We start from the raw sequence: 14,787 nt of genomic DNA, 5'->3' as shown, positions 1-14,787 counted from the left end.
ATGGCCTGATCCCACGTCCGTCTTGAAACCTGCGCGAAGTCGTCTAGACTTGGCCCTACGGGGGCAAGGCAGACTCCCCGTGAGACTTCGGTCCAAGCTCTGCGCGACACTCACGTCGTGGAGCTTGTTATGGACACCGATCAGCACACATCCCGTCGTTCCAAAATCGCCATCCTGTGGCGTGGCGACGCCGCATCGCGGCACGAGGCGACCCCACAAAACAGCCGTTTCGTTCGCGTCTTCGAAGCCCTCGCGGCTTCCGGCATCGACGCTTTTCCCGTCGTCTATGACGAGGCCGTCGCCGATCTCGTCCGCGACCAATTGCTGACCGCGGACGGCGTTCTCGTCTGGGTCGATCCGATCCATCAGGGCAAGACCCGCGCGGCGCTCGATCCGCTGCTGCGCGAGGTCGCGATGAAACGTCCGTGGGTCAGCGCACATCCCGATGTCATCCTCAAGATGGGCGTCAAGGACGTGCTCTTCCGGACGCGTCATCTGGGCTGGGGCGCCGACACGCACCGATACGGCACCGCGGACGCCTTCCGCGCTGAATTTCCGTCGCGCCTTCGCGCGGCCGGGCCGCGCGTGCTCAAGCAGAACCGTGGCAATGGCGGGCAGGGCGTCTGGAAGGTGGAAGCCTTGAAGGTGGAAGGTTTGCCGAATGCCGACGCCACCGTCCGCGTGCTTCACGCACTGCGCGGCAGCCGGCCCGAGGAGCTGCCGCTGGACGCTTTCTTGGCACGCTGCGAGCCGTATTTCGGTTGGGGCGGCTGCATCATCGATCAGGCATTCCAGCCGCGGCTGCCCGAGGGCATGATCCGTTGCTATGTCAGCGGAGCGAAGGTCGCGGGCTTCGGACACCAGCTGATCAAGGCCTTGATCCCGCCGCCGCCGCAAGGTCCGGATTCACCGGAAGCTCAACCCGGACCGCGCATCATGCATGGTCCTGATGCCGCACAATTCCAGACGCTGCGGCGGCTGATGGAGGACGAATGGATTCCGGGGTTGATGGCGGCGCTGGCGATCGATGAAGCGTCGTTGCCGGTGATCTGGGATGCGGACTTCCTCTACGGTCGGGGCGAGAAAGCTCGGACTATTCGTGTCGCGGGAACGCGAACGTATGATTCACGAGCGAGCCAGAAATTCGCTGTCGTCCCGGGCAAGCGCAGCGCGACCCGGGATCCATAACCACCGATGGTCATCGTTGCACAACGCTGGAGCCACAGCTCGCTTCAACGAGAATGCCCTGTGGTTATGGGTTCCCTGCTTTCGCAGGGACGACGGTGGAGAGAGGATCGTGCACACGTTTGCGCCTCTGCTTCGCAGCGCTTTCGTTCGCGCGCTACTTCGCCCGAATTGCCTCGGGCGTATCCGGCTGCGCGGAGGGATGCGCCTTGGCGAACGCCGGCAGCGCCATCGCGGTGTCGTGGATGCGCTTCACGGTCGGCCAGGGCGACAGGCTGATCTGCTGGTTGATCGCCGCGGTGACATGGCCGACCAGGCAGATATCGGCGAGGGTCGGCGCATCGCCGTGACAGAACCGGCCGGTGGCCTTGTGGCCGGCGAGGTGGCCCTCGAGCGCCGCCAGCGTCTCGACCGTCCAGTGCCGCCGCCACGCGTTCTGCTGGCTGTCGCGCAGATCGAGCTCGCGGTCGAGATAGCGGCGCACCCGTGGCGTCAGCAGCGGATGGCCCTCGCAGGCGACGATCAGCGCCAGCCCGCGCACCCGGGCGCGGCCGGGCGCATCGGGCGGCAGCAGCGGCGGGCTCGGATAGGTCTCGTCGAGATAGTCGATGATCGCGAGCGACTGGAACAGCACCGTACCATCGTCGGTCACCAGCGCCGGCAGCGCCATCTGCGGATTGATCTTGCGATAGGCATCAGTGCGATGCGCGTCCGCATCGATGTCGACGAACACGACGTCCGCCGGCACGCCCTTGAGATTGAGCGAGATCCGCACCCGAAAGCTCGCCAGCGATCGCCAGAAGGAGAAAAATTGCATGGGGAGGTCCGATGTTCACCTCGCCGCGCCCTTTTGCGGGGAGAGGTCGGCGCGCAGCGCCGGGTAAGGGGCATGGCACGATCGTGCCGCACTATAGACCTCTCCGACTCGGAAATCCTCACCGGACAACAAGGGAAACCGCCATACGGAGGCACCCCTCACCCGAAGCCTTCGGCTTCCACCTCTCCCCGCAAGAGCGGGGCGAGGTGAAGCGGCGGGTGGAGCTACCCCGCACCCACCTTTTTCTTCCGCCAGGCCAAGTGCACCGCGCAGGTGCAGCCCTGCGGATGCGAGGCCAGTTCCCGAGACTCCTCGTCGTTGGCGGGCGTCGCGGCGGGCGCGATCGCCTGGCCCTTGGAGCCGTCCTGCGATGGGATGTAGTTCAACACCGGCGCCAGCCAGCGCTCGACCTCGGCGACCGTCATGGCCTTGCGTGCGGCATAGTCCTCGACCTGGTCGCGCTCGATCTTGCCGACGCCGAAATAGAAGCTTTCGGGATGCGAGAAATACAGGCCCGAAACCGACGAACCCGGCCACATCGCATAGCTCTCGGTCAGCTTCACGCCGGACGTGTTCTCGGCATCGAGCAGCGCGAACAGCGTCCGCTTCTCGGTGTGGTCGGGCTGCGCCGGATAGCCGGGCGCGGGGCGGATGCCGTCATACTTCTCGAGGATCAATTCGTCCGCCGAGAACGTCTCGCCGGGCGCATAGGCCCAGAACTCCTTGCGCACGCGCTGGTGCATGCGCTCGGCAAAGGCTTCCGCCAGGCGATCGGCCAGTGCCTTGCACAGGATCGAGGAGTAGTCGTCATTGGCGTTCTTGAAGCGGTCGGCGACCGCATCCTCGCCGATCCCCGCGGTGACGACGAAGCCGCCGATATAGTCGGGCACGCCGGTCTCCTTTGGCGCGACGAAGTCGGACAGCGCGGCGTTGAAGCGGCCCTCGCGCTTCTCCAGCTGCTGGCGCAGCGTATGGAAGGTCGCGATCTTCTTGGCGCGGCTCTCGTCGGCATAGACCTCGATGTCGTCGCCGACGGCATTCGCCGGCCAGAAGCCGATGGTGGCCCGCGCAGTGAACCACTTTTCCTGGATGATCGTGTCCAGCATCTTGCGTGCGTCGGCATAGAGCGAGCGGGCGACCTCGCCGACCTTGGGGTCGTCGAGGATCGCGGGGAAGCGGCCGGTCAGCTCCCAGGTCTGGAAGAACGGCGTCCAGTCGATGTAGTCGGCCAGCTCCGCGAGATCGTAGGCATCGAAGCTCTTCAGCCCGAAGAACGTCGGCTTCTTCGGCGGCGCCGCCGCGAAGTCGATCGCGACCTTGTTGGCGCGGGCGTCGTTGAGCTTCAGCCGCTTCTTGTCGGCCTGGGCGCGGAAATGCGCCGTCGAGATCTTGGCGTATTCGGCGCGCACCTCGGCGGCATAGGCCTGCTTCTTCTCGGCCGACAGCAGCGATGAGGCGACGCCGACGGCGCGGCTCGCGTCATTGACGTGCACGACCGGGCCGCCCGGATAGTTCGGGTCGATCTTGACGGCGGTATGCACGCGGCTCGTGGTGGCGCCGCCGATCAGCAGCGGCACGTTCATGCCCTGCCGTTCCAGCTCGCCGGCGAGGAAGCTCATCTCGTCGAGCGAGGGCGTGATCAGGCCGGACAGGCCGATGATGTCGGCGCCCTCGGCCTTCGCGGTCTCGATGATCTTGTTGGCGGGCACCATGACGCCGAGGTCGATCACCTCGAAATTGTTGCACTGGAGCACGATGCCGACGATGTTCTTGCCGATGTCGTGGACGTCGCCCTTCACCGTCGCGAGCACGATCTTGCCCGCGGCATTGCAGCCGCCGGTGATGCCATTGGCGAGGTTGCGCGCCTTCTCCTCCTCCATGAACGGCATCAGGTAGGCGACCGCCTGCTTCATCACGCGAGCCGACTTCACGACCTGCGGCAGGAACATCTTGCCGTCGCCGAATAGGTCGCCGACCACGTTCATGCCGGCCATCAGCGGCCCCTCGATGACGTCGAGCGGACGAGACGCGTTCTGGCGGGCGGCTTCGGTATCTTCTTCGATGAACTCGGTGATGCCGTGCACCAGCGCGTGGGACAGCCGCTTCTCGACCGGCCATTCGCGCCAGGCGAGATCCTGCTCCTTGGTCTGCTTCTCCTTGCCGCGGAATTTCTCGGCAAGCGCCAAGAGCCGCTCGGAAGCGCCCGGGTCGCGGTTGAGGATCACGTCCTCGCAGGTCTGGCGCAGCTCGGGGTCGATGTCGTCATAGACGATCATCTGTCCGGCATTGACGATGCCCATGTCCATGCCGGCATGGATGGCGTGATACAGGAACACCGAGTGCATCGCCTCGCGCACCGGCTCGTTGCCGCGGAACGAGAACGACAGGTTGGAGACGCCGCCGGAGATGTGGGCGCCGGGCAGGTTCTGGCGGATCCAGCGCGTCGCCTCGATGAAGTCGACGCCGTAATTGTTGTGCTCCTCGAGGCCGGTCGCGATCGCGAAGATGTTCGGATCGAAGATGATGTCCTCGGGCGGGAAGTCGAGCCGATTGACCAGAAGGTCGTAGGCGCGCTTGCAGATCTCGGTCTTGCGCGCGAACGTGTCGGCCTGCCCGGTCTCGTCGAACGCCATCACCACCACGGCGGCGCCGTGACGCTTGGCGACCGTCGCCTCGTGCAGGAATTTCTCCTCGCCTTCCTTCATCGAGATCGAGTTCACGATCGGCTTGCCCTGGATGCATTTCAGGCCGGCCTCGATGACGTGGAATTTCGAGGAGTCGACCATCACGGGCACCCGCGCGATGTCGGGCTCGGCGGCGACGAGGTTGAGGAACGTCACCATCGCCGCTTCGGAGTCGAGGAGGCCCTCGTCCATGTTGACGTCGATGACCTGGGCGCCGTTCTCGACCTGGTCGCGCGCCACCTGAAGCGCGGCGGTGTAGTCGCCCGCCGTGATCAGCTTGCGGAAGCGCGCCGAACCGGTGACGTTGGTGCGCTCGCCGACGTTCACGAACGGGATCGCGTCGGTCAGCGTGAACGGCTCGAGGCCGGAGAGCTTGAGCCGCGGTTCGATCTCGGGCACGACGCGCGGCTTGTGTGGGGCGACGGCCCTGGCGATCGCCGCGATATGATCGGGCGTGGTGCCGCAGCAGCCGCCGACGATGTTGACGAGGCCGGCGGCGGCGAACTCGCCAATCAGCCGGGCCATGTAGTCCGGCGTCTCGTCATACTGGCCGAACTCGTTGGGTAGGCCGGCGTTGGGGTAGGCGCAGACCAGTGTGTCGGCGACGCGGCCGATACCGGCGATGTGCGCGCGCAGGTCCTCGGCGCCGAGTGCGCAGTTGAAGCCGATCGTGATCGGCTTGGCATGCCGCACCGAATGCCAGAACGCCTCCGGCAGCTGCCCGGAGAGCAGCCGGCCGGACTTGTCGGTGATGGTGCCGGAAATCATCACGGGGACGTCGATGCCGCGCTCCTCGATGAGCTCGGCGATCGCATACAGCGCCGCCTTGGCGTTCAGCGTGTCGAAGATGGTCTCGACCAGCAGCAGGTCGGCGCCACCGTCGAGCAGGCCCTTGGCCTGTTCGCCATAGGCCTTGCGCAGATCGTCGAAGGTCACCGCGCGATAGCCGGGATTGGAGACGTCGGGCGAGATCGAGGCGGTGCGGTTGGTTGGGCCGAGCGCGCCGGCGACGAAGCGCTGCTTGCCGTCCTCGGCGCTCACCCGTTCGGCTGCGGCGCGCGCCAGCCGGGCGCCCTGCAGGTTCAGCTCATAGGCGAGATCCGACATGTCGTAGTCGGCCTGCGCGATCGAGGTCGAGGAGAAGGTGTTGGTCGCGACGATGTCGGCGCCGGCACGCAGGTAGGCGGCGTGGATGTCGGTGATCGCCTCGGGCTGGGTCAGGATCAGCAGATCGTTGTTGCCCTTGATGTCGCGGTGGAAGTCCTTGAAGCGTTCGCCGCGGAAGGCGGCTTCGTCGAACTGCAAGCCCTGGATCATCGTGCCCATGGCGCCGTCGAGCACCAGGATGCGCTCGCGGGCAGCCGCGAGCAAAGCGTTACGCTTGGGGGAAATCGGTACGGACATGATTCAGGCAGCTTTCTGGGCACCGGTCGGCCGGATGCCGAGCAGGTGGCTGATCGCGAACACGAGGTCCGCGCGGTTCATGGTGTAGAAGTGGAAGGTGTCGACGCCGTGCTTGAACAACTTCTGCACCTGGCCGGCGGCAACGGTGGCGGCGACCAGCTTGCGGGTCTCGGCGTCGTTGTCGAGGCCCTCGAATTTCTCGGCGAGCCAGTCCGGCACGCTGGTGCCGGCGCGCGTCACGAAATTGCGGGCCTGCTTGAAATTGTGCATCGGCATGATGCCGGGCACGATCGGAATCTCGATGCCGCGTGCGCGCACCCGGTCGACATAGCGATGGTAGAGGTCGTTGTCGAAGAACACCTGGGTGATCGCGCGCGTCGCGCCGGCGTCGACCTTGGCCTTCAGCGTGTCGATGTCGGCGTCGAAATCGGCGGCTTCCGGATGCTTCTCCGGATAGGCGGACACCGAGATCTCGATGTCGGCGTGGCGCTTCTTGATGGCGGCGACGAGCTCGGCGGAGGTCTGGTAGCCGTCGGGATGGGTGAAGTAGGGCGTGCCGATGCCGCCGGGCGGATCGCCGCGCAGCGCCACGATGTGGCGGACACCGACCTCATGATAGCGATCGACGATCTCGTCGATCTCGCCGCGCGAGGCACTGACGCAGGTCAGATGCGCGGCCGGCAGCAGATCGGTCTCGCGGAGGATGCGGCTGATGGTGGAGTGGGTGCGCTCGCGGGTCGAGCCGCCGGCGCCGTAGGTGACCGAGACGAAGTTCGGCGTCAGCGGCGCCAGGCGATTGATGGTCTCCCAGAGACTGCGCTCCATCTCCTCGGTCTTCGGCGGGAAGAACTCGAAGGAGATTTTCGGCGTTTTCGGCGCGCGCTGCCCGTTCGGCAGGGAGGAAATGGTCTCGGTCATGATACGCAAGGGCTCCGCAACTGGAGGGCAGACGTCCGGCCTGGCTATGGAGGCCCTAAGATAGGCGAAACCGGTGGGCCAAAACAGCCCATCGGATATGGGAAATTGCCCATTGACGACCAAGATATGCTCAAAATGAGCGGTCGAGGACGAGTGGTGGGCTGCGCATTCAATCAGCGAACAATGGAATTAATTGATTGAATTATATGAATAAAAAAGTTACACCGAAGTGGTTGGATGCCCGAATCGGCTGTGGGCAGGGTCGCATGTCAACGAATCTTCGTATTTCGTCCCAAGAGTCGCGATGACCGGCGCCGACTTTCCGGTGCGGGACTGGTCTGCGCGGCCGGCGTCTTTGTCGCCTCGTGGCGCCACATTAGGTTGTCGGCCATGATCCCGCTCTCCGTCCTCGACCTGTCCGTCGTCACCACAGGCACCAGGCCCGCCGCTGCGCTCCGCAACAGCATCGACCTGGCGCGCCATGTCGACGGTCTCGGCTACGTCAGATACTGGCTCGCCGAGCACCACAACCTCGCCTCCGTCGCGAGCCCGGCGCCCGATCTGATGATCGGGCAGATCGCGGCGGTGACGCAGCATATCCGCGTCGGCTCCGGCGGCGTGATGCTGCCCAACCATGCGCCGCTCGTGGTCGCCGAGCGCTTCAAGATGCTGGAGGCTCTGTTTCCCGGCCGCATCGATCTCGGCCTCGGCCGTGCGCCCGGCACCGATGGCGCCACCGCTTACGCGCTGCGCAGCCGGCTCGATCGCCGCGAGGGCGACGATTTCCTCGAGCGGCTGCATGAGCTGACGCTTTGGGAGACACGCGATTTCCCGGCCGGCCATCCCTACAACAATGTGGTGGCGATGCCGGATGATTCGCCGCTGCCGCCGATCTGGCTGCTCGGCTCGAGCGACTATTCCGCCGAGCTTGCCGCGCAGGTCGGGATGGGCTTTGCGTTCGCGCATCATTTTGCCACTCACGACGCAATCGCGGCGATGACGAATTATCGTGCGCATTTCAAGCCGTCGGGCTGGCGTGCGACGCCGCAGTCGATACTGGCGGTCGCCGTCGTCGCGGCCGAGACCGATGCGGAAGCCGAGCGGCTGGCGATGTCGATGGATCTCAACCGGCTGCGCCGCGATCGCGGCCAGTATCTGCCGCTGCCGAGCGTCGAGGAGGTAGAGGCCTATCCCTACACCGACGCCGAGCGCGCCTCGATCGCGCGCAACCGCGCGCGACTTTTCGTCGGCAGCCCCGCAACCGTGATGACGAAGCTGGAGCCGCTGCTCGCGGCGAGCCAGGCGGATGAGCTGATGGTGATCACCGCGGTCTACGATCACGCGGCGCGAAAGAAGTCGTACAGCCTGCTTGCGGAGGCGTTCGGGCTGCAGAAGAAAGTGGCCTAGCTCTGCGTTTCGCTGAAGGTCGCGCGGAACGGATGACCGGGATAGACGCCGACGATGCGGAATTCGCGCGAGAAGAACTTCAATTCGTCCAGCGCGAAGGCGAGCCCACGGTCGTCAGGATGACCGTCGACATCGGCATAGAATTGCGTGGCGAAGAAATTGCCGTCGACCATGTAGCTTTCGAGCTTGGTCATGTTGACGCCGTTGGTGGCGAAGCCGCCGAGTGCCTTGTAGAGCGCGGCGGGCAGATTGCGCACCCGGAAAACAAAACTGGTGACCAGCGGCCCGGAGCCCTGCGCAGCCCATTTGGCCTCGCGCGCCAGCACCACGAAGCGGGTGGTGTTGTGGGCCTCGTCCTCGATGTCCTCGGCGAGAATGTCGAGGCCATAGATTTCGGCGGCGAGGCGCGAGGCGATCGCCGCCACGCTCTTGTCGCCGCGCTCGGAAATATCGCGGGCGCTGCCGGCGGTGTCGCCGGCGACGATCGACCGGATGCCGAGCTTGCGGATGATGCGCCGGCACTGGCCGAGCGCGTGGACGTGGCTCTCCACGCTCTTGATGTCGGCGAGCTTGGTGCCCTTGACCGCCATCAACTGGTGGCGGATCGGCAAGAACCATTCGCCGACGATGAACAGGCCCGAGGCAGGCAAGAGATGATGGATGTCGGCGACGCGGCCGGCGACCGAATTCTCGATCGGGATCATGCCGAGATCGGCCTCGCCCGAGGAAATCGCGGCCAGCGCGTCCTCGAAGGTCGGGCAGGGCATCGGCTCGGCGTCGGGATAGGCCTCGGCGATCGCGATATGGGAATTGGCGCCAGGCTCGCCCTGGAACGCGATTTTCAGCTTCTTGGTCATGGGTGGCCTTTTAGCAGCGGCTTAGGCTTTTGCCAGTATCCGCCGGGCGGTTTCGAGATCGGCCGGGGTGTCGACGCCGCGGGGCACGGTGTCGACGATGGTGATGTCGATCCGCATCCCGGCCTCCAGCGCCCGCAGCTGCTCGAGCTTCTCCTGCTGCTCCAGCGGCGAGGGCGGCAGCCGCACGAACCGCTCCAGTGCAGCCCGGCGGTAGGCGTAGAGGCCGATATGGTGGTAGCGCGGTCCGTCGCCGTAGGGCGCGGTGGCGCGGGTGAAATAGAGTGCGCGCAGCCGGTTGGCGCCGATCGGGGAGCCGACCGCCTTGACGACGCTGGGAGCCAGATCCTCCTCCTCGGTATGGATGCGCGAGGCCAGCGTCGAGATGTCGACCGTGGGGTCGGCGAGCGGGGGCATCACGCTGCGGATCGTTTCGGGCGTGATGGTCGGGAAATCGCCCTGCAGATTGACCACGATCTCGGCGGCGCCGTCCGGGTCGAGGATCGTCATCGCTTCATGGATCCGGTCCGAGCCGGAGGGATGGTCCGGGCGGGTCATCACCACCTCGCCGCCCGCAGCCTTCACTGCGGCCGCGATCTCGGGCGTGTCGGTTGCGACCGCGACCCGGCCGATCCCGGCTGCCTCGGCCCGCCGCAGCACATGGACGATCATCGGCGCGCCCGCGATATCGAGCAGCGGTTTGCCGGGGAGGCGCGTGGCGGCCATGCGGGCCGGAATCAGCACCAAGGTACGGGGTTGGGTCATTCGTGTCGGGGCCCGTCCGGCCTGCGGAAATTGGCGGCGAGGAGGTTGAATTCGGCGCGTTTATACGGGTTGCCAGAGCGCGGGCAAACCGATATCTCAACCCTGCTTGGGGCGGTGCGATAAGGCCGATTCCCAGGTCTTTCCCCGCGGCCGTATTCCCGGCCTGAAGTCGACATTCAAGGCCCGGAGCCTGACCGAAATGGACTCCTTCGAACTCAACAAAATCCTCGGTGCGATTCTCGGCACCTGCATCGTCGTCCTGGTGATGAGCTTTGCCGCCGGATCGGTGTTTTCCGCGAAGCTGCCGGAAAAGCCGGGTTTTGAGATCGCGGTGAAGGAAGAGTCCCATGGCGGTGGCGGTGAGGCCGCTGCGGCGGCCTCCGAGCCGATCGAGAAGCTGCTGCAGACCGCTTCGGTCGAGAAGGGCGCGGCGGCGGCCAAGAAGTGCCAGGCCTGCCATACCTTCGAGAAGGGCGGCCCCAACCGCGTCGGTCCGAACCTCTACGGTATCGTCGGCGAGAAGAAGGGCGAAGGCCGTGGCTTCAATTTCTCGGCCGCGATGAAGAGCAAGGGCGGCGACTGGTCCTTCGACGACCTGAACAAGTTCCTGACCAACCCGAAGGGTTTCGTCCCGGGCACCGCGATGGGCTTCGCCGGCGTGCCGAAGGACAGCGAGCGCGCCGACATCATCGCCTATCTGAATTCGAACTCGGAGCATCCGGCTCCGCTCCCGACCGCTTCGAAGTAACGAATTGCTTCGCGCACGCACGCGGATGAAACGGCCAGGCAATGCCTGGCCGTTTTCGCATGAGGAATCCGCTGTCGCGGGGTTGTTATCGGGACGTTTCGCCGCACCGATATTGTTCCCGGGCCAATATCATGAGGAAAAAGCAACGTAATTTGTCGAACCGTTGCCTTATATTGGGTCCCATGTAACCGGGGCCGCAAGCAGGAAGACCGAATTTGGCGATCACCCGACGACACCTCCTTCAAGGCAGCGCGCTGGCGGCACTCGCTCCGGTGCTCGGACTGAACTCCGGCCTGTCGGCGATCACGCCGGCGTTTGCCGACGATGCCCCCAACGGGCTGAAATGGCGCCACGGCCTGTCGCTGTTCGACAACGTCAAGTACCCCGCCGACTTCAAGCGATTTGACTACGTCAATCCGGAAGCACCGAAGGGAGGTCTCGCCCGCCAAATCGCAATCGGCACTTTCGATAATTTCAACATCGTGGTCTCGGGCGTGAAAGGCGCCATCGCAGGCGGCGTCGCCCTCATTTACGAATCGCTGACGACACCATCGCTCGACGAAGTCTCAACGGAGTACGGATCGCTGGCGGAGGCGGTAAGTTACCCCGCTGACTTCTCCTATGTCGTGTATCGTTTGCGTCCTCAGGCAAAATGGCATGACGGAGCGCCGGTTACTCCAGAAGACGTGATCTTCTCGCTTGACGCCTTCAAGACGCATCATCCGATGTTCTCCGCCTATTACAGTCATGTGGTGAGAGCGGAGAAGCTTGGCGATCGCGACGTGAAGTTTGTCTTCGACATGCCGGGCAATCGAGAGCTGCCGCAGATCGTGGGCCAACTGACGATCCTACCCAAGCATTGGTGGGAGGGCACCGACAGCGAAGGCCGCAAGCGCGATGTCTCGGCGACGACGCTTGAGAAGCCGCTCGGATCGGGGCCCTATCGCGTCAAGGAGTTCGTCGCCGGACGCACCATCACTCTCGAGCGTGTCAAGGATTATTGGGCGCGCGACCTCGCGATCAATGTCGGTCGCAACAACTTCGACGAACTGCGCTACGAGTACTTCAGGGATCCCACGGTTGCGATCGAGGCGTTCAAGGGCGACCAGATCGATTGGCGTACAGAGAACAGCGCGAAGGCCTGGGCGACCGCCTACGATTTTCCGGCTGTGACCGACAAGCGTGTGGTGCTGGAAGAGTTTCCGAACCGCAGTTCAGGCATCATGCAGGCCTTCGTCCCGAATCAGCGTCGTTCCAAATTCAAGGATCCGCGTGTTCGCCGCGCTCTGAACTACGCGTTCGACTTCGAGGAGGTCAACAAGCTTTTGTTCTTCGGCCAGTACAAGCGGATCACCAGCTACTTTGACGGCGCCGAGGAACTGATGGCGACTGGGCTGCCGCAGGGCAAGGAACTTGCCATCCTTGAAACCGTGCGTGATCAGGTGCCAGCCGAAGTATTCACAACGGTCTATACGAACCCGGTCGGCGGCAATCCCGAGGCCGTCCGCGAAAACCTCCGCGAAGCATCGCGTCTGCTCAAGGAGGCGGGCTACGAAGTCCGAGACCGCAAGCTCGTGGATTCCAAGAGCGGAGAGCCGTTTTCGATCGAACTGCTGAGTGAGGATCCGAATTTCGAGAGGATCATGCTGGCTTACAAGCCGGCACTCGAACGGCTCGGATTTTCGATCACCGTGCGCACGATTGATCCGATCCAATACGAGAATCGGCTTCGCAATTGGGATTTCGACATGGTCATCGGGTCTTGGGGGGAATCCCTGTCACCCGGGAACGAGCAGCGTGAATTCTGGGGATCGAAAGCCGCGGACACCGCCGGATCGCGCAATATTGCCGGCATCAAGAGCCCGGTGATCGACAAGTTGATCGAGCGGGTGATTTTTTCGACGGATCGCGAAGACCTCGTCGCGGCGACGAAGTCACTCGACCGCGTGTTATTGTGGAATCATTACGTCGTTCCACAGTGGAATTATCCGAAGCTGCGCACGGCGCGTTGGGATCGCTTCGGCCGTCCGGCAGAGTTGCCCAAATATGGCCTCTCGGGATTCCCGGCGATCTGGTGGTACGACGCCGACAAGGCAGCCAAGCTCAAGCGTTCATAAGCTCAAGGATCCGCGCATGGCGCTATTCTCCCGTCGGCACGCACTCGGCCTCGGTATCGGTGCGTTGAGTGCTGCCGGCTTGCGGACTGCACCGGCAGTGGCCGACAACGGAGCCGAAATGCACGGCATGTCGGTGTTCGGCGACCTGAAATATCCCGCGGATTTCCAGCAGTTCGACTATGTCAATGTGAGGGCGCCGAAGGGCGGTGTGTTCTCGACGATTCCTTCGACACGTGCCTACAACCAGTCCTTCTACACCTTCAGTTCGTTCAACGCCTTCATCCTCAAGGGTGAGGGCGCGAAGGGCATGGAGCTGACCTTTGACTCGTTGATGGCGCGCGCGGCCGACGAGCCTGATGCGATGTACGGCCTGGCCGCAAGATCGGTTTCAATTTCTTCCGACAAGCTCACATACCGCTTCACGATGCGGCCCGAGGCCCGCTTTCATGACGGCTCGAAACTGACTGCGCGGGATGTCGCCTTCTCGCTCAACACGCTGAAGGAGAAGGGACATCCGTTGATCGTGGTGCAACTGCGCGATTTCGTGAAGGCCGAGGCGCCCGACGACGGCACTGTGATCGTGACCTTTGCGCCAAACCGCGCGCGCGATGTGCCGCTTTATGTTGCGGGTCTGCCGATCTTCTCGAAGGCCTATTATGCGAATCGGCAGTTCGAGGAGTCCACGCTGGAAGTTCCGCTTGGCTCCGGGCCGTACAAGGTCGGCAAGTTCGAGGTCAATCGTTACGTCGAGTATGACCGCATCAAGGATTGGTGGGCGGCAGACTTGCCGGTCAATCGCGGCAGCTACAATTTCGACACCGTGCGCTACGAATTCTATCGCGACCGCGACGTGGCGTTCGAGGGTTTCACGGGAAAAAATTATCTGTTTCGCGAGGAATTCACGGCCCGCGTTTGGGCGACGCGGTACGATTTCCCGGCCATCAAGGACGGAAGGGTCAAGCGCGAGACATTGCCGGACGAGACTCCGTCCGGTGGACAGGGCTGGTTCATCAACACCCGTCTCGACAAGTTCAAAGACCCGCGCGTCCGCGAGGCGTTGATCTATGCCTTCGATTTCGAGTGGACCAACAAGACTATTATGTACGATGCGTATGTGCGCACCGTCTCGCCGTTCCAGAATTCGGACATGGTGGCGAACGGCTTGCCCTCGCCGGAAGAATTGAGGCTGCTCGAACCGTTCCGGGGCCAGGTGCCGGATGAGGTGTTCGGCCAACCCTTTGTGCCGCCGGTGTCAGACGGATCGGGACAGGACCGCGCGCTCCTGCGCAAGGCGACGCAGCTGCTCAGCGAGGCGGGATGCGTCGTCAGGGACGGCAAGCTCCGGTTGCCTAACGGCGACCAGCTTACAATCGAGTTTCTGCTGGATGAGCCGACGTTCCAGCCCCATCACGCCAGCTTCATCAAGAATCTCAAGCCGCTTGGGATTGATGCAAACATCCGGCAGATCGACGCCGTGCAGTATCGCGCGCGCGTCGAGGCTTTCGATTTCGAGGTGACGACCGAGCGTATGTCCATGTCAGCGACGCCGGGCGACAGCCTGCGTCCTTACTTCTCGTCCCAGGCTGCGGCCACCAAAGGCTCCTACAATCTGGCGGGTATTGCCAACCCGGCAATCGACGCATTGACCGAAAAGGCCATTAATGCCGAGACGCGGGCGGACTTGACCTTTGCTTGCCGCGCCCTTGATCGCGTCTTCCGCGCCGGCCGTTACTGGGTGCCGCAATGGTACCGCAACACGCATCCGATCGCCTATTGGGACCAGTTCAGTCATATGGAAAAGCTGGCGAAATATACCCAGGGCGTCGGGGCGCCGGAGAACTGGTGGTACGATGCGGCCAAGGCCGCCAAGCTCGAGCAGGCGAAGTAG

Annotated in this window: 10 protein-coding genes; 5 read left to right on the top strand and 5 right to left on the bottom strand. The window is 63.9% G+C overall.

The annotated features are described in order from the left end of the window. Nucleotides 1–129: 129 nt before the first annotated feature. Nucleotides 130–1,188 (top strand): Cj0069 family protein, encoded by a 1,059-nt coding sequence (locus ACVW1C_RS15695; RefSeq protein WP_456759192.1) that lies wholly within the window; start codon nucleotides 130–132, stop codon nucleotides 1,186–1,188. A 154-nt stretch (nucleotides 1,189–1,342) separates the two neighbouring features. Here ACVW1C_RS15695 and maiA read toward each other — a convergent pair whose 3' ends face one another. From maiA to metF, 3 genes are all read right to left on the bottom strand, one after another. Further along, entirely contained in the window at nucleotides 1,343–2,002 is a 660-nt protein-coding gene (maiA, locus tag ACVW1C_RS15690) for a maleylacetoacetate isomerase (RefSeq protein WP_456759191.1), read from the bottom strand. 224 nt (nucleotides 2,003–2,226) lie between these two features. Next, the gene (gene metH, locus ACVW1C_RS15685) at nucleotides 2,227–6,090 is read right to left on the bottom strand and encodes a methionine synthase (protein ID WP_456759190.1); all 3,864 of its coding nucleotides are present in this window, start codon (nucleotides 6,088–6,090) and stop codon (nucleotides 2,227–2,229) included. A 3-nt stretch (nucleotides 6,091–6,093) separates the two neighbouring features. Beyond that, entirely contained in the window at nucleotides 6,094–7,008 is a 915-nt protein-coding gene (metF, locus tag ACVW1C_RS15680; protein WP_456759189.1) for a methylenetetrahydrofolate reductase [NAD(P)H], read from the bottom strand. A 390-nt stretch (nucleotides 7,009–7,398) separates the two neighbouring features. Between metF and ACVW1C_RS15675 the strand changes: the two genes are divergently transcribed. After that, on the top strand, nucleotides 7,399–8,415 hold the full coding sequence (locus tag ACVW1C_RS15675) for an LLM class flavin-dependent oxidoreductase (protein WP_456759188.1): 1,017 nt from the start codon (nucleotides 7,399–7,401) through the stop codon (nucleotides 8,413–8,415). Here ACVW1C_RS15675 and ACVW1C_RS15670 read toward each other — a convergent pair. Together ACVW1C_RS15670 and ACVW1C_RS15665 are read right to left on the bottom strand one after the other, a co-directional pair. Further along, on the bottom strand, nucleotides 8,412–9,272 hold the full coding sequence (locus ACVW1C_RS15670) for a prephenate dehydratase (RefSeq protein ID WP_456759187.1): 861 nt from the start codon (nucleotides 9,270–9,272) through the stop codon (nucleotides 8,412–8,414). The two genes, ACVW1C_RS15675 and ACVW1C_RS15670, sit on opposite strands and share 4 nt — an antisense overlap. Nucleotides 9,273–9,293: 21 nt before the next feature. Next, nucleotides 9,294–10,034 carry a 3-deoxy-manno-octulosonate cytidylyltransferase gene (locus ACVW1C_RS15665; RefSeq protein ID WP_456759186.1) on the bottom strand — a complete coding sequence of 247 codons (741 nt, stop codon included), beginning with the start codon at nucleotides 10,032–10,034 and terminating at the stop codon, nucleotides 9,294–9,296. Between the two features lie 199 nt (nucleotides 10,035–10,233). Here ACVW1C_RS15665 and ACVW1C_RS15660 point away from each other — a divergent pair, with 199 nt between their 5' ends. The 3 genes from ACVW1C_RS15660 to ACVW1C_RS15650 all read left to right on the top strand — a co-directional run bounded on the left by ACVW1C_RS15660 (nucleotide 10,234) and on the right by ACVW1C_RS15650 (nucleotide 14,787). Next, on the top strand, nucleotides 10,234–10,782 hold the full coding sequence (locus ACVW1C_RS15660; RefSeq protein WP_456759185.1) for a c-type cytochrome: 549 nt from the start codon (nucleotides 10,234–10,236) through the stop codon (nucleotides 10,780–10,782). A gap of 215 nt (nucleotides 10,783–10,997) precedes the next feature. Continuing rightward, a complete protein-coding gene (locus ACVW1C_RS15655; protein ID WP_456759184.1) occupies nucleotides 10,998–12,899 on the top strand; it encodes an extracellular solute-binding protein in 1,902 nt (633 codons plus the stop codon). A gap of 16 nt (nucleotides 12,900–12,915) precedes the next feature. After that, nucleotides 12,916–14,787: an extracellular solute-binding protein gene (locus ACVW1C_RS15650; RefSeq protein ID WP_456759183.1), complete on the top strand. Its 1,872-nt coding sequence runs from the start codon at nucleotides 12,916–12,918 to the stop codon at nucleotides 14,785–14,787.

The organism is Bradyrhizobium sp. USDA 4011, from assembly GCF_054063415.1.
The sequence above is the reverse complement of the archived record's forward strand: the minus strand, read 5'-3'. Positions and strand labels throughout refer to the sequence as shown.

Bases quoted from the DNA above. Each gene is read 5' to 3' on its own strand.
- ACVW1C_RS15675 (WP_456759188.1), top strand. From the start codon at position 7,399: ATGATCCCGCTCTCCGTCCTCGACCTGTCCGTCGTCACCACAGGCACC.
- metH (WP_456759190.1), bottom strand. From the start codon at position 6,090: ATGTCCGTACCGATTTCCCCCAAGCGTAACGCTTTGCTCGCGGCTGCC.
- maiA (WP_456759191.1), bottom strand. From the start codon at position 2,002: ATGCAATTTTTCTCCTTCTGGCGATCGCTGGCGAGCTTTCGGGTGCGG.
- ACVW1C_RS15660 (WP_456759185.1), top strand. From the start codon at position 10,234: ATGGACTCCTTCGAACTCAACAAAATCCTCGGTGCGATTCTCGGCACC.
- ACVW1C_RS15665 (WP_456759186.1), bottom strand. From the start codon at position 10,034: ATGACCCAACCCCGTACCTTGGTGCTGATTCCGGCCCGCATGGCCGCC.
- ACVW1C_RS15650 (WP_456759183.1), top strand. From the start codon at position 12,916: ATGGCGCTATTCTCCCGTCGGCACGCACTCGGCCTCGGTATCGGTGCG.
- metF (WP_456759189.1), bottom strand. From the start codon at position 7,008: ATGACCGAGACCATTTCCTCCCTGCCGAACGGGCAGCGCGCGCCGAAA.
- ACVW1C_RS15695 (WP_456759192.1), top strand. From the start codon at position 130: ATGGACACCGATCAGCACACATCCCGTCGTTCCAAAATCGCCATCCTG.
- ACVW1C_RS15670 (WP_456759187.1), bottom strand. From the start codon at position 9,272: ATGACCAAGAAGCTGAAAATCGCGTTCCAGGGCGAGCCTGGCGCCAAT.